15 protein-coding genes and 1 pseudogene are annotated in these 18,086 nt (G+C 62.5%); 8 read left to right on the forward strand and 8 right to left on the reverse strand.

What is annotated here, in order from left to right; genetic code table 11:
• Positions 1–7: 7 nt before the first annotated feature.
• From F8N66_RS17870 to feaR, 3 genes are all read left to right on the forward strand, one after another.
• Positions 8–748, forward strand: coding sequence for an SDR family NAD(P)-dependent oxidoreductase (locus F8N66_RS17870; RefSeq protein ID WP_150771430.1), 741 nt, complete (start codon positions 8–10; stop codon positions 746–748).
• Between the two features lie 157 nt (positions 749–905).
• The gene (locus F8N66_RS17875) at positions 906–1,856 is read left to right on the forward strand and encodes a PDR/VanB family oxidoreductase (RefSeq protein ID WP_150771431.1); all 951 of its coding nucleotides are present in this window, start codon (positions 906–908) and stop codon (positions 1,854–1,856) included.
• A gap of 154 nt (positions 1,857–2,010) precedes the next feature.
• Entirely contained in the window at positions 2,011–2,931 is a 921-nt protein-coding gene (gene feaR, locus F8N66_RS17880) for a transcriptional regulator FeaR (RefSeq protein ID WP_150771432.1), read from the forward strand.
• A 139-nt stretch (positions 2,932–3,070) separates the two neighbouring features.
• On the opposite strand, the gene F8N66_RS17885 is transcribed toward feaR, so the two are convergent.
• On the reverse strand, positions 3,071–3,700 hold the full coding sequence (locus tag F8N66_RS17885) for a response regulator transcription factor (protein ID WP_150771433.1): 630 nt from the start codon (positions 3,698–3,700) through the stop codon (positions 3,071–3,073).
• A 262-nt stretch (positions 3,701–3,962) separates the two neighbouring features.
• Between F8N66_RS17885 and hpaC the strand changes: the two genes are divergently transcribed.
• Entirely contained in the window at positions 3,963–4,475 is a 513-nt protein-coding gene (hpaC, locus tag F8N66_RS17890; RefSeq protein WP_150771434.1) for a 4-hydroxyphenylacetate 3-monooxygenase, reductase component, read from the forward strand.
• 223 nt (positions 4,476–4,698) lie between these two features.
• Here hpaC and F8N66_RS17895 read toward each other — a convergent pair whose 3' ends face one another.
• The 6 genes and pseudogenes from F8N66_RS17895 to F8N66_RS17920 form a co-directional block, all read right to left on the reverse strand.
• The gene (locus F8N66_RS17895) at positions 4,699–5,712 is read right to left on the reverse strand and encodes a phosphotransferase enzyme family protein (protein WP_150771435.1); all 1,014 of its coding nucleotides are present in this window, start codon (positions 5,710–5,712) and stop codon (positions 4,699–4,701) included.
• A 9-nt stretch (positions 5,713–5,721) separates the two neighbouring features.
• The gene (locus tag F8N66_RS17900; RefSeq protein ID WP_150771436.1) at positions 5,722–6,999 is read right to left on the reverse strand and encodes an aspartate aminotransferase family protein; all 1,278 of its coding nucleotides are present in this window, start codon (positions 6,997–6,999) and stop codon (positions 5,722–5,724) included.
• Complete coding sequence (locus tag F8N66_RS17905) at positions 6,992–8,305, reverse strand: amino acid permease (RefSeq protein WP_150771437.1); 1,314 nt, start codon at positions 8,303–8,305, stop codon at positions 6,992–6,994. The genes F8N66_RS17900 and F8N66_RS17905 overlap by 8 nt, the downstream gene beginning before the upstream one ends.
• 352 nt (positions 8,306–8,657) lie before the next feature.
• The gene (locus F8N66_RS32140; RefSeq protein ID WP_412070741.1) at positions 8,658–9,497 is read right to left on the reverse strand and encodes a methyl-accepting chemotaxis protein; all 840 of its coding nucleotides are present in this window, start codon (positions 9,495–9,497) and stop codon (positions 8,658–8,660) included.
• Between the two features lie 15 nt (positions 9,498–9,512).
• Positions 9,513–10,907 (reverse strand): annotated as a pseudogene (locus tag F8N66_RS32145) (HAMP domain-containing protein); the annotation flags it as partial.
• 29 nt (positions 10,908–10,936) lie between these two features.
• Complete coding sequence (locus tag F8N66_RS17920) at positions 10,937–12,259, reverse strand: hypothetical protein (protein ID WP_150771440.1); 1,323 nt, start codon at positions 12,257–12,259, stop codon at positions 10,937–10,939.
• Positions 12,260–12,262: 3 nt separating this feature from the next.
• Between F8N66_RS17920 and F8N66_RS17925 the strand changes: the two genes are divergently transcribed.
• From F8N66_RS17925 to F8N66_RS17940, 4 genes are all read left to right on the forward strand, one after another.
• Positions 12,263–12,532, forward strand: a complete 270-nt coding sequence (locus tag F8N66_RS17925; protein WP_150771441.1) for a hypothetical protein — start codon at positions 12,263–12,265, stop codon at positions 12,530–12,532.
• A gap of 294 nt (positions 12,533–12,826) precedes the next feature.
• Positions 12,827–13,177, forward strand: coding sequence for a hypothetical protein (locus F8N66_RS31515; RefSeq protein WP_191623017.1), 351 nt, complete (start codon positions 12,827–12,829; stop codon positions 13,175–13,177).
• Between the two features lie 282 nt (positions 13,178–13,459).
• A complete protein-coding gene (locus tag F8N66_RS17935; protein ID WP_150771443.1) occupies positions 13,460–13,849 on the forward strand; it encodes a c-type cytochrome in 390 nt (129 codons plus the stop codon).
• A gap of 116 nt (positions 13,850–13,965) precedes the next feature.
• Positions 13,966–15,456, forward strand: a complete 1,491-nt coding sequence (locus tag F8N66_RS17940) for an aldehyde dehydrogenase family protein (protein ID WP_150771444.1) — start codon at positions 13,966–13,968, stop codon at positions 15,454–15,456.
• 143 nt (positions 15,457–15,599) lie between these two features.
• Here F8N66_RS17940 and F8N66_RS17945 read toward each other — a convergent pair whose 3' ends face one another.
• Positions 15,600–17,981, reverse strand: coding sequence for a DUF3772 domain-containing protein (locus F8N66_RS17945; protein WP_150771445.1), 2,382 nt, complete (start codon positions 17,979–17,981; stop codon positions 15,600–15,602).
• Positions 17,982–18,086 lie beyond the last annotated feature (105 nt).

An 18,086-nucleotide genomic window follows, 5' to 3' on the forward strand; every position in this document is an offset into this window, starting at 1 on the left:
CAACATCATGAGTCGAGTAGCCTTGGTCACAGGTGCCTCGCGCGGACTGGGCGAGCATATCGCCCGCCGTCTGCATGCGGCGGGGTATCGCGTCGGTCTGGCCGATGTGCAGATTGAAGGCGTGCAACGCCTGGCGCTGGAACTCGATAGCAGCGGCGCCAGCGCCATGGCCATCGAACTGGATGTGCGCAGCAAGGCGGATTTTGTCCGCGCCCGCGACTTGCTGACTGAGCGTTGGGGCGGCAGCGACATCCTGGTGAACAACGCCGGCGTGTCGAAGGTCGCGGCATTGATGGACATCACGCCCGAAGAGTTCGACGAGTCGATGGCGATCAACCTGCGCGGCACCTTCGTCGCCTGCCAGGTGTTCGGCGCACACTTTGCCGAGCGTGGCTTCGGGCGCATCGTCAACATCGCCTCGCTGGCCGGACAGAACGGCGGCACCGCCACCGGCGCGCATTACGCGGCGGCCAAGGGTGGCGTGGCGACGCTGACCAAGGTCTTTGCCCGCGAACTGGCGCCGCAAGGGGTGACGGTCAACAGCATTTCGCCAGGCCCGCTGGACTTGCCGGTGGTGCGCGAAACCGTGGCCCCGGAGCGCCTGGAACAGATTATGAAGATGATCCCGGCGGGCACCCTCGGCGACCCGACGTTCATCGCCGACAGCGTGTTGCTGCTGATTGCCGATAACGCCACCTCCGTGACGGGCGCGTGCCTGGACATCAACGGCGGCTTGTTCATGCGCTGATCCCGAAACAACCCCTGTAGGAGCTGTCGAGTGCTACGAGGCTGCGATCTTTTTATTTTCATAAGCAAGCTCAAAAGATCGCAGCCTTCGGCAGCTCCTACAGGGGCCGTGGTTCAAGCAATGTGTTTAACCGAAATAACAGTATTCAGGTGATGCAATGATGAAGGTGAAGATCGAAAGGATCGTCGACGAAGCGCTGGATATCCGTTCCTTTCGCCTCGTGCGCAGTGACGGCCAGCCGCTCGACACCTATGAGCCGGGTGCTCACGTCGACCTTACCGGGCCGACGGGCGTGACCCGCCAGTATTCCCTGTGCAGCCCGCCCCGGGATCGCCGCGCCTATCTGGTGGCGGTGAAAAAGGAAGCGCAGTCGCGCGGCGGATCGCAGGCCTTGCACGAGCAGGTAGAAGAGGGCATGGAGCTGGAGATGGGCGCACCGCGCAATCTCTTCCGCCTCGATGAGGCCGCCAGCGAACACGTGCTGTTCGCCGCCGGCATTGGCGTGACGCCGCTGCTGAGCATGGCCTATCGTCTGGCGGAAAGCGGCCAGCCGTATCGCCTGCACTACTTCGCCCGTTCGGCCGAGTACGCCGCGTTCACCGAGCTGCTGGCGACGAACTTTGCCGACAACGTGTCGTTCCATTACGGCGTCGAACCCGCCGATCTGGACGCCGCCTTGAGCGAATGCCTGGACCGTGCCGGCCCCGAAGCCCACGTCTACACCTGCGGCCCGGCGCCGTTCATGAACAAGGTGGTGGAAGTGGCGGCGCGCAGCCGTTGCGACGACGCCATTCACCTTGAGCATTTCGCGGCAGATCCTGCGGCCAACAGCGCGCCGACCGGCAGTTTCGAAGTGGAACTGGCCAGCTCCGGCGTGGTGCTTCACGTGCCGGCCAACACCAGCCTGGTCGACGTGCTCCAGGCCCACGGTTGCGACATCGACACCGAATGCCGCGAAGGCATCTGCGGCACGTGCATCGTGGAGGTATTGGACGGCTTGCCGGAGCACCGTGACAACTGCCTGTCGAACAAGGAAAAGGCGTCCAACAAGCAGATTTGCGCCTGCGTCTCACGGGCGCTTTCCGCTCGTCTGGTATTGGACATTTAAGGGCTTTCCACGCTGGAAAGCCGACGCCGGAGCCTGTTGAATGGGCGCCCGGCGGCCATCGAGGGAGGGATGGCTGGAGTACGAATCATTTTTAACGAGCCGCTCGACGAAGCGGCCGGAAAATAACAACAAAAACACGTGAGGCTTTGCGGACATGATTACAGCATCGGCGGTGCGCAATGAGGCGTTCGAAACCTGGCTGAGCCAGGTAAACCAGGCCTGCGGGCGTTTCGATGCGCGCGCGCTGGACACTGATTTTTATGGCGAGCTGGCAGAATTTCGCAGCGGCGCGATCAAGCTCAGCGTGGTCGACATGGCGCACGTGCACCTGTATCGCAGCAGCAAGGACGTCAGCGTCAGCAGCGACGGCCACTACTACGCGGTGTTCCAGATGCGCGGCAGTTCGCAGCTGGAGCAGGGCGACAACCGTGCGCAACTGGGCTGTGGCGACATCGCCCTGATCGACGCCAGCCGTCCCAGCGACATGACCTACAACGACGATTCAAGGCAGCTGTCGCTGATCCTGCCGCGCCAGGTGGTGGAGCGGGGTTCGCACTTCACGGCGGTGAACTGCGCCACGCGCATCGGCGCCAGCAGCCCGCTGGCGGCGATGGCCAACAAGCTGGTGCTTGAGACTCGTCAGCAGGAAGGGCTGGAGATGCAGGAAAGCGAAGCCGTGCTCGACGCCCTGGTCAGCCTGCTGTTGCCTGGCGTCAGCGCCCGCGACAGCGCTGGCGATGCCCACGAGCGGCAATTTCGCAAGATCATCGCCTTCATCGACGAACACATCAGCGACGAAGAGCTCTGCCCCGAGCTGATCGCCCGGGAGGTCGGGGTGTCGGTACGCGGGCTGTACCGGATGTTCTCCAAGCGCGGGCTGGTGGTGGCGCAATACATCAAGCATCGGCGCCTGGACTTCTGCGCGCAAAACCTGCGCCGCAGCGATGTCGAGCAGAAGCTGTCGGCGCTGTGCTATGCCTGGGGCTTCTCCGACTCCAGCTACTTTTCCTCGGCGTTCAAATCGCGCTTCGGCGTATCGCCGGGGGCTTACCGCAAGCGCTATAGCCAGAATTGATGTTGAATCTGCCGGCCCTTTCGCGAGCAAGCCCGCTCCCACATTTGATCGGCGTCGTACGCAAATCCAATGTGGGAGCGGGCTTGCTCGCGAAGGCGGCTTCAGCTTTTGCGAAGAGCTAAACCTCTAACCCCCCATCTCAATGCCGCGCCGGCTCCTCCGCCGGCAAATGCAGCACCTCGCGCACCAGCATGGCAATGCTGGTCACGCCCATCTTTTCCTTGATCTTGGTGCGGTGCACATCCACGGTTTTCACGCTGATGTTCAGTTCCCGGGCAATCACCTTGCTGGCCTTGCCATCGATCACCAGCATCAGCACTTCGCGCTCGCGGCTGGTCAGCAGGGCCAGTTTGCCTTGCAGGTTCTGGCGCTGCTCCTGGTCGGCCTGGGCGTGCACGGCGGTCTTCAGCGCGGCCTGGATGCGGTCGATCATCTGCTGCGGGTTGTAGGGCTTCTCGACGAAGTCCAGCGCGCCATTCTTCATCGCCGTCACCGACATCGGGATGTCGCCATGGGCCGAGACGAAAATGGTCGGCAAGGTGCTGCCGCGCTGGTTGAGGATCTCCTGCAGCTGGAAACCGCTGGTTTCCGGCATGCGCACGTCCAGCACCAGGCACGCCGGTTGCCGCGGGTCGTACTGGCTGAGGAACTCTTCGGCGCCGGCAAAGCATTGCGCCTGCACGCTGACCGACTCCAGCAGCCAGGCCAGTGAAGTGCGCAGGTCCTTGTCGTCGTCAACGATGTAAACAATCGGTTTGCGGGTTTGCATCAGGGGCTGCCACGAGAAATTCTATTTATTGTTATCGCACGCGAACACGCGCGGCGCACATCGGCTCGTCTTTTCGGAGCCAGATAGCAGGATACCCACTGTCACCGGCCCTTGCGATAAAGAAACCACCTAGTCGACTAGCGGAAAGCCTAGCTCGGTGTGGTGATCGTCAGAATGGTTGGAGCCGGTGCCCGGCCGTACTCTAGATCCATCACCTACGGACCGCTTCGATCGCGGTCCTCCTGAAGGAAGGGGCATCGACATGGCCGACCTGAGCCAGCAGCAAATCGACTTTCGCAACGCCATGGCGCAGCTGCCTGCGGCGGTGAACATCATCACCACCAATGGCCCGGGCGGCCGCTGCGGCATCACCGCCAGCGCCGTGTGCTCGGTGACCGATTCGCCACCGACCGTGCTGGTGTGCGTCAACCGCAACAGCGCCACCCATGACGTGTTCCGCGCCAACGGCCGGCTGTGCGTCAACGTGCTGTGCGGCGAGCAGGAAGAACTGGCCCGGCACTTCGCCGGCATGACCAAAGTGCCGATGGCCGAGCGTTTTGCCTGGGACCTGTGGGACGACGGCGCCGCTGAAGTGCCGGTGCTGCGCGACGCCCTGGTGCAACTGGAAGGGCGGATCAGCGAGTGCAAGGAAGTGGGCTCGCATTCGGTGATGTTCGTGGAGCTGGAGAAGGTGGGCGTGCGCGAGCAGGGCGACAGCCTGGTGTACTTCAACCGCTTGTTCCATCGACTGGAGCACGCTGCCGCAACCTGCTGAGAATTGCTGTGGTAGGAGCTGCCGAAGGCTGCGATCTTTTGATGTTGTTGTTAAAAGCAACATCAAAAGATCGCAGCCTTCGGCAGCTCCTACATTTGTGGTGCGTGTCAGGTGAAATGCTTGTTGTAGGTGCCGGCCCCTTCGCGAGCAAGCCCGCTCCCACACGGCGCAGTACCTGTGGGAGCGGGCTTGCTCCGGGCGGCGTTCCGACGAAAGCGGTCTATCAGACCTGCAAATACTCCCGAGCCAGTTTACAAGCCCGCTCAATCAACATCGGCGCCATTTCAATCGCTGTCTGCGTGCCCTGGCGGGTATGAATCCAGCCCAGATACGTGGTGCCTCGCAGCAATAAAAACAGCGCCAGCGTCTGCCGATCCGCCTCGGCCAGCGGTTTCACCGCGTGATACCCCTCAAGCAGCGCCGCCTTGATTTGCTCGTAGCGCGGGTCATCCAGGCAGAAGTACAGCGCCGTGGCCAGCTCGAACATGTGCCAGCCAAAACCGGCATCATCAAAGTCGATCAGGCGCAGGCTCGGGCCTTCGATCAGCAGGTTCTCCGGCACCAGGTCGGCGTGGATCATGCCGAAGTTGTCCAGGTGCCGGCCGTATTGGCGCAAGTCCCGGCGCGCCTGGCGTCGCGCCTGTTGCAGCAACTCGCGTTGCTCGTCGCTCAGCTGTGCCAGCTCCCAGAAACGCCCCCAGAACGGGTTGGCGCCGATCAAGCCTTCCTCATCCCAGGCATGCCGGACGAACTCGTCCGGCTGCTGCCAATGGGCCGAATGCAGGTGAATGCGCGCGGCAATCGCCCCGGCTTCGGCAAACAGGAAATCGATTTCAGTGTCCGCCTGCACGCCAGACTCGGAAGTGCCAGCGGTGGCGCCGGGCAGCCAGGCGAGCATGTCGACATGGCGCTCACCGACATCGGCATGGCTCACTTCGATCAGATGGCGCTGGTCCTGGGCGCGAATGATCTGCGGCACGGTAATGCCGGCGCCTTCCAGCGCCTCCATCCACAACAGCTCGGAACGCAAGGCTGCTTCGCAGTGGTAGCCGTTGCGGTGGATGCGCAGGGCCACGCGCTGGCCGTCGTGGCGCCAGGCGGAGAACACGGCGTTCTCGCGGAACTTGACCAGTTCGATGTCGGCGAAATCGCCGTCCCAGTGTTGCAGGGCGTGGCGCGCCAGGTCGTGCAAATGAGCGACCTGTTGGTCGTGGCTCAAGGTATGGAATTGCGTCATGTCAGCTCCTCAAATCGCACTCAGTGCCTGGTCCAGGGTGTCGACGAACAGGTCGGCGTGATCGCGGCCGAACACCAGCGGCGGGCGCAGCTTGAGGATGTTGTCACCGGCGCCGATCTTGCTGATCAGCACGCCGTTTTCACGCATGTCGTTGACCACCTTGCGTGCTTCCAGCCCGGCGGGATCCTTGCTGGCGTGATCACGCACCAGTTCCATGGCGAAAAACAGGCCCTTGCCGCGCACATCGCCAATGATCGAGTGTTTGCCGGCCAGTACCTGCAAACGCTGTTGCACATAGGCGCCCACGTCTTGCGCGTTGTGCAGCAGTTGCTGTTGTTCAATCACGTCCAGCACCGCCATGCCCACCGCAGCCGCCACTGGCGAACCGCCGAAGGTGTTGAAGTACATGGCGTTGCGGCCAAAGGATTCGACCAGTGCCTTGTGAGTGATCAGGCCGGCCAGCGGATAACCGTTACCCATGGGCTTGCCGAGGGTGACGATGTCCGGCGTGACGCCATGGGCCTGATGCCCCCACAGGTGATCGCCGGTGCGACCGAACCCGGATTGCACCTCGTCGGCGATGAACAGGCCGCCCGCCGCGCGGATCAACTCCGCGGCCTTGGCGACGAAGCTGGCCGGCACTCGCGGCAAGCCTTCGTTGGCGAACAGGGTGTCGATCAGCAGCGCTGCCGGGCGAATGCCCTGGGCCTGCATCGAAGCAATCGCCGCGGCGATATTGGCCGCATATTCCTCGGCCAGTTGCGCTTCGCTGGTGCCGGCGGGGGCGCGGTACAGGCAGGGGATCGGCACGGCGCGGGCATGGGCGGCGAAGGGTTCCGGCGAGGGCAGGGCGGTGGTGACTTCGGCCAGCGACGCCGAGTTGCCGTGGTAGTTGTAGTCGCTGACGATGATCCCGGTGCCGCCACTGGCGAAACGCGCCAGGCGCAGCGCCAGCTCGTTGGCCTCGGTGCCGGTGCAGGTGAACATCGCGGTGTCCAGCGGCTGGGCGAAGGTCGCGGTGAGGCGTTCGGCGTAGCGCACCACCTGCTCATCCAGGTAGCGCGTGTGGATGTTCAGCGTGGTCGCCTGGCGGTGCATCGCCTCGACCACCTGCGGGTTGCAGTGACCCACGCAGGGTACGTTGTTGTACACGTCCAGGTAGCGGCGACCGTCGACGTCGAACAGCCACACGCCTTCACCGCGCACCAGGTGCAGCGGTTTGTCGTAGAACAGTGGCGAGGCGCTGCCGAGGACGCGGTGGCGGCGTTGCAGGAGAGTGTCAGGCATGGTCTGGAACCTCGATGACGGTGGTGCGGCGAGTGCGCAGCAGGAAGTTGAAAATGCACAGGGCGAAGGTGACGGCGAGGGCGATCAGCATCTTGACGTCGAGCTGGAAGCAGGCGGCGATCACCACGAGCGTCAACGCCAGGCCCAGCCAGGCGACCAGTTTTCCGCCGATCAGGCTGAAAGGGCGTGGCAGGTCCGGCTGGCTGGTCTTGATGCGCAGGTACGCGCCGAAGATGAACAGGTAGCAAACGTTGAGCAGCAGCACGACGGCGAGCATCACCGTGGCCGGGTCGATGGCGGACAACGGCAGGCCGATGGCGCCGATCAACAGCAGGGCAGGGAATGGCGTGCCGCGCTGGCCGGTCTTGCCCAGCCACTGCGGGAACAGGCCGTCGCGGGCCATGGCGAACAGTTGCCGGGACGCGGCGTAGACCAGGGAGAAGAAGGTCGCGATCAAACCGAACACGCCGCCGCAGCCAATCACCTTGGCCAGCCACGAGCCTTCACCGAACGCGCTGTTGCTGGACATCGCCGCGTACAACGGGTCGCCCGCCGAACCCACCAGCTCGACGCCGCCGGCACCCGGTGCGCACACCAGAACGACCAGCGCGGTCACCAGCAAAGTACCAATCGCCGCGAGAATGCCGCGCGGCATGGTGCGCCCGGGGTTGTCCGCTTCTTCCGCCGCCGAGCCGGTCTGCTCGACCGTGATGAACAGCCAGATGGCGAAGGGCACGCAGGCGAAGATGCCGCCGAGGCTCACCGGTGTGGCGACATTGGCCGGCAAGGCCAGCAGGTTGGACAGCTCGACGTGAGGCGCCATGGCCACGCCGAAGGTCAGCAGGGCGACCACGGCGATCACCCCGGCGATGAACGTCAGGCCCATGGCTTCGCCGACACCGCGCAGGTGGATGCCGATGATCACGACGAACAGGGCGATCTTCACCGGCCAGCCGCCGAGGCCGAAAATCGACTCGGTGTAGGCGCAAATGAAGGTCGCTGCCGCGCCGGTGCCGATGGTCAGCGCCAACGCGCAAGCGACACCCACCAGATAACCCACGAATGGCCCGAAGGCGCTTTGCGCATAGACGAACACGCCGCCAGCGCTGGGCAACGCCGTGGACAGTTCCGCCACGCAGAGCGCCAGGCCACCGCAGAGCAAGGCCATCAACAGCGTGGCGATCAGCATGTTCAGCCAGCCACCGGCCGCCAGCCCGAAGTTCCAGCCGGAAAACTGCCCGGCCACCACCAACGCAATTCCAAGGCCGGCAATCTTTGGCCAGCCCAACGCACTTTTCTTGAGCACAGACGTCTCCCGCGACCCGAAGGCCGATTTATTGTTTTAGTGAGAAATGGAGGGGGTTGAGCGTTGCTTTGCGCTTCGATACTACGCGCGGGGGAAGGCGCGGCATGTTTGCGTGCATGCCAGGTGCTTGGTTGTGGATGCCAGAATTTTGCATCCGGCGCCGAACAAATGTGGGAGCGGGCTTGCTCGCGAAGGGGCCGGCACATCCGATATTTTTATCGACTGACACTCCGTCTTCGCGAGCAAGCCCGCTCCCACAGTGGATCTCCCGTGAACACCGCATTTGTGAACGCCAGTGATCACTGTGGCAGCGGGTTTGCCCGCGAAAACGGAAGTTAAGGCAACATCAATTTTAAATGCGGAAACTCCCCACCAACTGATTCAACCGCGCCGCCTGTTGCTCCAGCTCGGTGCAGGCGCGCAAGGTCGATTGCAGGTTTTCCACGCCTTGCTGGTTGAGGGTATTGATTTGGGTGATGTCGACATTGAGCGCTTCGACCACGGCGGTCTGTTCCTCGGTGGCGGCGGCCACCGACTGGTTGACGTTGTCGATCTCGCCAATGCGCTGGGTGACGCTGCCCAGGCGGGTGCCGGCGAGGTTGGCGATGCTGACGCTTTCTTCGCTGTGCTGCTGGCTTTCGGTCATGGTGGTGACCGAGTCGCGGGCGCCCACTTGCAGCTCCTCGATCATCTGCTGGATCTCCAGCGCCGAGGTTTGAGTGCGTCCGGCCAGGCTGCGCACCTCGTCGGCCACCACGGCAAAACCGCGTCCGGCTTCACCGGCGCGGGCCGCTTCGATGGCGGCATTGAGCGCCAGCAGGTTGGTCTGCTGGGAGATGCCCTTGATCACTTCGAGGATCTGCCCGATGTTCACGGTCTTGTCGTTGAGCACTTCGATGTTGGCGCACGATGTCCTGATTTTTCCCGACAGTTCGTTCATCACTTCGATTGTGCGCTGCACCACCTGGCGCCCGTCCTCGGCCTGCTGCCGGGCGCTGGACGCCTGATGGGAGGCGTCGGAGGCGTTATGGGCGATTTCCTGGGCGGCGGCGCCCAGTTGATTGATCGCGGCCGCCACGCTGTTGGTGCGGGTCGATTGATCGTCGAAATTGCTCAGCGACGAGTTGGAGGCGTCCAGCACGCGGCGTGCGCCCTGGTTGACGCCGAGCGCCGCCGACGACACCTCGCGCATCGACTGATGAATGCGTTCGACAAAGCGGTTGAACGCCGTCGCCAACTGGCCGATTTCATCCCGCGACTGCACTTGCAGGCGCCGCGTCAGGTCGCCTTCGCCGAGGGAAATATCCTCCATGACCCGCGTCAGCACTTGCAGCGGCCGGGTGATGCGCTGCGCGGTGTACCAGATCAACAGCAGGCCGAGCAGGGCCGAGCCGCCACCGAGCAGCAACTCCAGCGCAGTGCTTTGTACCCCCCGCGCATCGAGGTCTTTTTGCAGGGTGATGACCGGTGCCAGCAGTACCTCTTGCGGCACGCCCACCAGCACCCCCCAAGGCGCCGCGCCGGCAATCGGTGCCAGCGGTTCGAGGACCTTGATCTGTTGCGGGTCGACGAACACCTTCGGTTGGCCCTGGCGTAGCGCGTCCATCACCTCGGCATTGTCCATCGGTTGGCCGAGGAGGCTGACGTCCTGGCTATTGGCGGAGATCACGCCCCGGGGGCTGACGATGCTGATCTGGCCGTGGCCGTCGAACAATTGCAGGGCACTGGCCTCGCTGTTTTTTTGCAGGGCGGCGAGGTTGATGTCGAGGCCGACCACGGCGATGACCTTGCCGTTTTCCAGCAGCGGGAAGGCGACGCTGGTCACCAGTTTGCGGCTGCCCGACGCCTCGTCGAAGTAGGGCTCCAGCACGCAGGCCTGGCGGGTGTCGCGGGCGCAGGTGTAGAAGGCGTTGTACGGCGCGCCGCTCGGTCCCGGCTCGGTATTGGCGAGCAGGCCTTCGTCGCCGATCACCGCTTGCAGTTCGCCGGGCTTGCCCTGCACCCAGTATTGCGAGAAGCGTCCGGTTTCGTTGCTGCCAAGATCGGCCTTGTCGACGAAGCCTGAGTCGGCACCGTCCAGAGCGTCGGGTTCAAAAATGACGTAAAGCCCGAGCAGGTCGGGCTTGTCGATCAGGGCCTGGTGAAGCTGGGTACTCAGCGCCTGGCGCAGTTGTGGGCGGGTCAGCGTCCCCTGGTGCTGGAGTTGCCGCAGATAAAGTAAGTATCGCGACAGCCCCTGGCCGAATTCATGGGTCTGCATGAAGGTGCGCTGCACCTGCATAGCCTGCACCTTGCCCAAGGCCTGCATGTGTTCCTTGGCCGCCTCGGCGAGCATTTCGCTGCTGGCCTCGGCCACTTGCTGGCTGCTTTTGTGCGTCTGGTACAGCGACAGACTCATCAGCAGCCCGACCACCAGCAGCAGGCAGAGGCCGGCGAGCAGGGCGATCTTGCTCTGGATCGTGAGGAATTTTTTCTGCATGGGAAATGCCTTTTTCCTGGAAACAAACCCGCCCTCTGTAGGAGCGAGCATGCTCGCGATGGACGTTAACGATAACGCGGGCGGTCTGAATGCCCGCGTTGCCTTGACGTTTTTCGCGAGCATGCTCGCTCCTACAGGGGATGGTGTTTGGCTTAGAAGGTCGTGGCGAAAATCACCTGGCTGTAGAGGTTCTTGTCGTTGTTGCCCAACTGCGTGCCGCCCTGGTCGGCGCTCTTGTCCGGCTGGAACAGGCCGATCAGCGGCATGATGCTCAGGTGGTCGTTGACGTGCCATTCGGCGTACAGGTCGGTTTCGTGGCCGTCGGTATTGCCCAGGTTGCGGTCGATGGTGTCGAAGTTGAAGTACATCGCACCCAGGGTCAGGTTTTCCAGTGGCGAGACGCTGAACTTGAGTTGCTGGATCCGCGAGTTGGAGTTGAACGGACCGGCGTAGTTACCCGCCACTTCGCCCTGGAACCACGTACCGAAGCCACGGCTGAAACCGTAGAACAACGTGTCGTAGTTTTCCGAGAAACGGCTGTAGCGGTAGCTGACATAGGGGGCCCAGGCCACGTCGGAGAAGGTCCAGCCGGCTTCCAGGTACCAGGCGTCTTCACTGGAGGTGTGAGGTTTGTCCTGCTTGGCGTATTCGCCGGAGAGGAACAGGTCCTTGACCCCGGCATTGCCGGTGGCGCGCAGGCTGTAGGTCTTCATGCCGTCGCGTTCGAGCTGGATCGGCGAGGCGTATTGCTCGTCGATGTCGGTGGTGTCGATGTAGGTCAGGCCGACGGTGCCGGCGTCCGACACGTGCTCCAGGGTGCCGACATACATTTCGGTCTTGGCCTGGGCGCGGTTGTTGGATTTGAGCCACATCAGGTCGCCACGCCAGCCTTCCTTGCCGCCGATGCGCAACACGGCGGTCTCGTCGAAGGCCTTGCGCGCGGCCAGCCAGTAGGCGCCGCCGCGATTGAATTCGCCGTCGGCAATACCTTTGCCCAGGTTCAGTGCGTCGCCATTAATCAGGAAACCGTCACCGATCAAAATGTTCTGGCGGCCGAACGACAGATCAATGCCATCGCTGCCCAGTACCGGGAACAGGTCGGCCGAGCGCCAGCCGAGGTACGCATCTTCAAACTTGGTGGTGCGTTCCGAACCGTCGCTGAACCCGGCCGCATCGCCGTCGCCCCAGGTGCCGGAACTGAGCATGTTCGCCGCGCCGTAAGCGGTGCCGACACCGGCCAGGCCCTTGTCGAAAGCCAGGCCGTACTTGATGTAACCCTCGCGCCACGACGACGAACCTTCATCGAGACGACCCGACAGGGCGTAGTTTTCCTGGCTGTGGAAAATGCCGAAAACCGCTTCCAGGGTGGCGTTCAGGTGCGTGTCGCTGTCTGAGTACAGTTCGTAGGCGCAGGCAGGTCCGGCACTGATCATCAGCGCGAGCGTGGAAAGTCGCAGCAAGGGGGACTTGAGCATGGCATGACATCCGTTCTTGTTCTTAGGCGCAGGGTTGCGGTCTTTTTAGATACTAAGGGCGGAGGTTTTTTCGGCCTTTTGCCTGTTTGCCAATTAGTTGGTTGTGCATGCCAGATTGCATGGCAGGGTGATGGCACGAAGGTTTGTCGGACTGTGCTCTTCGTAGGAGCTGCCGAAGGCTGCGATCTTTTGGCGTCTGACGATCCTGAAGATCAAGATCAAAAGATCGCAGCCTTCGGCAGCTCCTACAGGGGAATGGTGGCGCTGTTGTGATTACCGTTCGTCGTTTTTTATTGAGAGGAACGTCGGTCAGGACAAAGGGTTTTCTTGACGACGAAGGAAAGTTCTTACTGCTTCCCACCGTTGCCTGGTTCGACAAGTAACCTGGCTCACGCTTTTGGGTGAATAGCACTTCCTGTTTTCTTGTGAGAACTATCTATTGATGTTGAGTGAAGTGTCCTACGTTCAAAAGAATGCCTACTTGTAACTTTGTGCGAAAAATAATAACCATAGTTGTGACGGCTTTTCTAATCGACGGGGATTCGGCCATGACGAATGATTTTTTGCGTGACAGCTTTTTCAACTACGACGAAGAGTTGGAAATCAGTGCTTGCCCGCCTGGAGCCGAAGGTTGCAGGGCTGTTGGCAGGGATTCAATGCCCATTCGGCATGGTTGTTCTGGTATTGAGCAGAACAGTCATGGAAAGGACTGTCATGAAGTTATATCCATACACATTCGAGATACTCAATCTTCCAGTTGATGGTTTCGTGGTTTCAAAGTGCGAGATATCAAGGGAACGGGGCTCACCGCTGTTGTCGGCAATTAATGAGCTGGGAAACTCAAAGCTATCAAGTGCTGAAGTCGAAGAGGTTTTATTGTTTTACGGTTTGATTTCACACACTGAAGATGACCTGTAGGCGCGAGCCCTGCTCGCGAAAAACGCCCGGGCAACGCGATCATCCAGGCAGGGCGCGTCATCGTTGACGTCCATCGCGAGCAGGCTCGCTCCTACAGGGCGTTGCGAAAGCGTACTCCAGCGTTTTGGCAGAACCGCCAACACAACTGGCACGCAGCGCAAACCCTGCTTTTCACCGACCACCGACAATCCTTTTCAACCTGCCGGGGCTTCAAGGTCCCGGCGCTTTCTGTGTTGGCGTTCGTCTGCGTGACGGGCGCGTGGATTTTCAAGGTCGCTTCTTATGTTTACCGCCCTGCGTTTGTCCCTCATCGGCTTGATGTCTTTCACCCTGGCCCAGGCCGTGTCGGCTGCCGATTGCGCACCCGTCGAGAAGCGGGGCGCCGAAGTGTTCGCCAATGAGTGCGGCGTCTGCCACTCGGTGAGCAAGGGCATGGCCGGGATGATGGGGCCGAACCTGGCGGGTGTGGTCGGGCGCAAGTCCGGCTCGCTGGAAGGCTTCAACTACTCCCAGGCCATGCGCACCAAAAACATCGACTGGCAGGCCGAGAACATCGAGCAACTGATCACCCAACCCCAGGCGTACGTGCCGGGCACTTACATGCCGTACATGGGCCTGGCTTCGGCCGACGATCGCCAGGCGGTCGTGTGCTACCTCAAAGAACAACACTAAGCGGCCGGATACCTGGCTATCGAACCCTGCTGGAGCTGGCTTGCCTTGAGTCTTGCACCGCCTTTAAGGGCGCTTTCGCGAGCAGGCTCGCTCCCACATTTGAATGAAGGTGATTTATGAGCAACGTTGAAATCCTGCCGCAGGTGGCTGCATTCCTCGAACGCCGTCATGGCTGCTTTATCGATGGCCAGTGGGTGTTTGCCGAAGGCGAGCGCATTGCCGTGGTCAACCCGGCCACCGGGCAGACCCTGTGCGAAACCCTGGACGCGCCGCTGGAAATCGTCGAACAAGCAGTGCAGTCCTCGCACAAGGCCTTCAAGTCCGGTGTCTGGTCGGCGCTGCGTCCGGCTGACCGCGAACGCATCCTGCTCAACTTCACCCGCCTGGTGGAAGCGCACGCCGAAGAGCTGGCGCAGCTGGAAACCCTGAGCCAGGGCAAGTCGATCAACATGGCCCGCGCGCTGGATCTGAACGCCACCGTGGAGTTCATGCGCTACATGTCCGGCTGGGCGACCAAGATCGAAGGCCAGACCTTCGACGTGTCGATCCCGCTGCCGCCAGGCGCCAGGTTCACCGCGTTCACCAAGCGTGAACCGGTCGGCGTGGTGGTCGGCATCGTGCCGTGGAACTTCCCGCTGCTGATCGCCGCCTGGAAGCTGATGCCGGCGCTGGCCACCGGTTGCACGGTGATCATCAAGCCGGCGATGGAAACCCCGTTGACCGCCATGCGCCTGGCTGAACTGGCGCTGGAAGCCGGCATTCCGGCCGGCGTGTTCAACGTCGTTACCGGTGGCGGCGCCTCCGTGGGCGGCGTGCTGACCTCGCATCCGCTGGTGAGCAAAGTGTCGTTCACCGGTTCCACCGCCGTGGGCAAGAGCGTCGGCGTCGCGTGCATGGAAAACATGACGCGCTTCTCCCTGGAACTGGGCGGCAAGAACCCGATGATCGTGCTCGCCGATGCCGACATCGAGAAGGCCGTGCAAGGCGCGATCCTCGGCGGCCTGCTGAACAACGGCCAGGTCTGTGCGGCGGCGTCGCGCTTCTACGTGCACCGCTCGATCCATGACCAGTTCGTCGAAGCCCTGGCGGCGGCGGTGTCGGCCATGCCGATCGGCGCCGGCATGAATTGCGACGCGGCGATCAACCCGCTGGTGTCGCGCAAGCAACAGCAGAGCGTACTCAAGCACATTGAACTGGCTCGCCACGAAGGCGCGCGGGTGGTGGCCGGTGGCGAGTTGCTGGAAGGCGACGGCTTCTTCGTCCAGCCGACGATCCTGGCCGACATCGACCACAGCATGGCCGTGGCCCGTGAAGAAGTGTTCGGTCCGGTGCTGGGCGTGATGCCGTTCGATGACGAAGACGCCGTGATCGCCCTGGCCAACGACAACCGCTACGGCCTGGCCGCCAGCCTGTGGACCAACGACCTGGGCAAAGCCATGAACCTGGTGCCACGCATCGAAGCCGGCACCGTGTGGGTCAACGCCCACGTGCTGCTCGACCCGGCGATGCCGTTCGGTGGCGTCAAGCAATCGGGCATGGGGCGAGAGTTCGGGCGTGCGGTGATCGAGGCGTACACCGAGCTGAAGTCGGTGTGCATCGCGCATTGATGAATCGCTAGCGCCTCCGGGGTTGTGGGAGCGGGCTTGCTCGCGAAAGCGGTGGGACAGTCGACATGAGCGTTGACGCTTCCACCGCCTTCGCGAGCAAGCCCGCTCCCACATTTGTTCGCGTTGCCTTCGCGGGATTTGCATCACGCCGCGGGCGGCGGTTTCGCCAGTTCAATCCCGGCCGCCCCCAACCGCTTGAGAATTTCAAACAGCAGCTCGCTCTTGATCGCCCCGACGTTGCGCGGGCTGCTGACGTAACCGGTGATGGTCAGGGTGATGCCTTCGGGTTTCAGCTGGCTGAAGCGCACGAACGGCGCCGGTTTATCGAGGATGGATTCGTGCTCGGTGTAGGTGTCGAACAACAGGTTGCGCACCTGCTCGGGGTCGATGTCCAGCGGGAACATCAGTTCCAGTGTCGCCACCCCTTGGGCGCTGCCGCCGAGGGTGACGTTGCGCAGGTTCTGCGAGATCAGTTGCGAGTTGGGCACGATGACGATCGAGCGGTCGGCCAACTGGATTTCCGTGGCCCGTACATTGATCCGGCGGATGTCGCCCTCGACCCCGCTGATGCTGATCAGGTCGCCGACTTTCACCGGGCGTTCGGTCAGCAGGATCAACCCCGAGACGAAGTTCTTGACGATCTCCTGCAGGCCGAAGCCGATCCCCACCGACAGGGCGCTGACGATCCAGGCCAGGTTGGTCCATTGCACCCCCAGCGACGACAGCGTGAGCAGGAACACCAGCGCGTAGCCGATGTTGGAGAACAATGTGCTGAGGGAGGCACACATGCCGGGGTCCATTTCGGTTTTTGGCAGGAATTCGTTATCCAGCCAGCGACGCAACGCGCGGGTCAGGTAGATGCCGATAAACAGTGCCAGCACCGCATGCAGCAGGTTGCCCGGGACAATGTTGAGCTTGCGCAGCCCGTCGCCGCCGAGTATCGCCAGGGTATTGGTCGCCAGTTGTCCGAGGGTCGACCCCACCCCGCCCACCACCAGCGAGATGAACGCGATCAGCACCAGCGCGGCCCGGCCGACCCCGGACAGGACGATGGAGATCTGCTCCAGTCGCGCATCGCCTATGCCCAGCAACTGTTTGAGGGCCTTGCCAGTGGAATGCCGGGGTGAAAACAGGTATTCGCAGCCGTCCTTCAGGATCTGGATCAGCAGGTAGAAGCCGGAAAAAATGATGAACAGCCAGACCAGTTCGTAGGTGATGAAGCGCGACAGCGATATGTAGCCGATCAGCAAGGCCAGCAGTGAAAACACCACGGCGATGCTGGCAAAGGCATAGATCACCCCGGCCAGCGTGCGGCCCGCTTCCGGGTCTGCGCCGGCCGCCACCAGGGCGCGGCGGGTGCTGCTGACGCGCAACAGCAGCGCACCGATCATCCCCGATACGACCAGGGCAACGAAGCCCCGGACCGCGATCACGACCTCGGTGCTCATGCCGGTGACATTGGTCATCTGCGCCACCGCCACCAGAATCAGCAGCACCCAGGCCAGGCGAACGGGGAAGGGTTTGATCGCCAGGGCCACCGGGTCGGCAATGGCCGGCAGCCGCCAGGAAGGATGTTGGGTGGACAGCAATGCACGGCTCAGGCCGGTGATCAGCACGCAGGTGTAAACGATCTTTTCGAAATCCTGGGAAAACCCCGCCAGTTGCGGCGTCAACGGCAGTTGGCGGGTCAGGGCGTAAAACAGCAGCTGCAAGGCAAATCCCGCCGCCAGCACCGTGGCAAGCACCGAGGCCAGCGCGAGGGAACTGCGCCGCAGCCGGCCTTCAGGCATGCGATGAATGCACAGCCACGTCAGCCCGTGTTCGGCCAGTCGACGGCCGGCAAACCAGAGGGCCACGGCCAGTATCAGCAAGGTGCTGGTGTTGAGGCGCTGGCCCGGTTGCCAGGCGGCGTCGAGTGACGCACCCACTTGTTGCAGAAATTCACCCAGGCGTCGCCGGTCGTCCGCGGGCGGATTGAAGATGGGCGCCCAGAACCAGGGGTTGAGGATGCTGTGGGTCTGCTGGGTCACTTCGGTTTCCAGCAGGCTGCGGCGGATGACGGCAATCTGCGTCAGCAGTTCGGCGGCGCTGGCTTTGAGCGTCGCCAGGGTCTTGAGCAGGTTGTCGACGCGGTTTTTTTGCTCGGTGAACACCACCCTTTGCCGGGCAATGTCGGTCTTTTCCTGGGCGGCGTCGTCCAGCGGTGCCGGGCCCAGCACGCCCAGTTGCGACTGCAATTGCGTCTGTTCGGGCAACAGCAGCGCCGACAGTTGATCGAGTTCCCGGATCAGCGCCTGGACCAGGTCCTGCGGGCCTTCCAGCTGACTGTAATTGCTGGCCTGGGACACCTGTTGCTTGAGGCTGTTGAGCCGAAGTTGCAGCGCCTGCAGATCGCTGTCGGAAATGTTGGCGGAGGCGGCCGTTGCATTGACGGCAGTGGCGTCCGACGCCGCCGACAGCAGGGCGCCGCTCGGCCCGCACATCGCGAGAACCAGGACCATCATCCATTTCAATGCAGTGCGCATAGGCATGCCCGACAGGTTGTGAGTCACCCAGCCTATGAGGTTAGGTCATGACTCGCGATATCGAGGGTTTATTGGTCGGGTGACCCTGTGGTGGAGGATCAAAAG

The sequence above is a fragment of the Pseudomonas fluorescens genome (assembly GCF_902498195.1).
GTDB classification, from domain to species: Bacteria; Pseudomonadota; Gammaproteobacteria; order Pseudomonadales; family Pseudomonadaceae; genus Aquipseudomonas; species Aquipseudomonas fluorescens_BU.

Bases quoted from the DNA above. Each gene is read 5' to 3' on its own strand.
- F8N66_RS17920 (WP_150771440.1), bottom strand. From the start codon at position 12,259: ATGCTCAAGTCCCCCTTGCTGCGACTTTCCACGCTCGCGCTGATGATC.
- F8N66_RS17935 (WP_150771443.1), top strand. From the start codon at position 13,460: ATGTTTACCGCCCTGCGTTTGTCCCTCATCGGCTTGATGTCTTTCACC.
- F8N66_RS17895 (WP_150771435.1), bottom strand. From the start codon at position 5,712: ATGACGCAATTCCATACCTTGAGCCACGACCAACAGGTCGCTCATTTG.
- F8N66_RS17900 (WP_150771436.1), bottom strand. From the start codon at position 6,999: ATGCCTGACACTCTCCTGCAACGCCGCCACCGCGTCCTCGGCAGCGCC.
- F8N66_RS17875 (WP_150771431.1), top strand. From the start codon at position 906: ATGATGAAGGTGAAGATCGAAAGGATCGTCGACGAAGCGCTGGATATC.
- F8N66_RS17885 (WP_150771433.1), bottom strand. From the start codon at position 3,700: ATGCAAACCCGCAAACCGATTGTTTACATCGTTGACGACGACAAGGAC.
- feaR (WP_150771432.1), top strand. From the start codon at position 2,011: ATGATTACAGCATCGGCGGTGCGCAATGAGGCGTTCGAAACCTGGCTG.
- F8N66_RS17940 (WP_150771444.1), top strand. From the start codon at position 13,966: ATGAGCAACGTTGAAATCCTGCCGCAGGTGGCTGCATTCCTCGAACGC.
- hpaC (WP_150771434.1), top strand. From the start codon at position 3,963: ATGGCCGACCTGAGCCAGCAGCAAATCGACTTTCGCAACGCCATGGCG.
- F8N66_RS17945 (WP_150771445.1), bottom strand. From the start codon at position 17,981: ATGCGCACTGCATTGAAATGGATGATGGTCCTGGTTCTCGCGATGTGC.
- F8N66_RS17870 (WP_150771430.1), top strand. From the start codon at position 8: ATGAGTCGAGTAGCCTTGGTCACAGGTGCCTCGCGCGGACTGGGCGAG.
- F8N66_RS32140 (WP_412070741.1), bottom strand. From the start codon at position 9,497: ATGCGCGAGGTGTCGTCGGCGGCGCTCGGCGTCAACCAGGGCGCACGC.
- F8N66_RS17925 (WP_150771441.1), top strand. From the start codon at position 12,263: ATGACATCCGTTCTTGTTCTTAGGCGCAGGGTTGCGGTCTTTTTAGAT.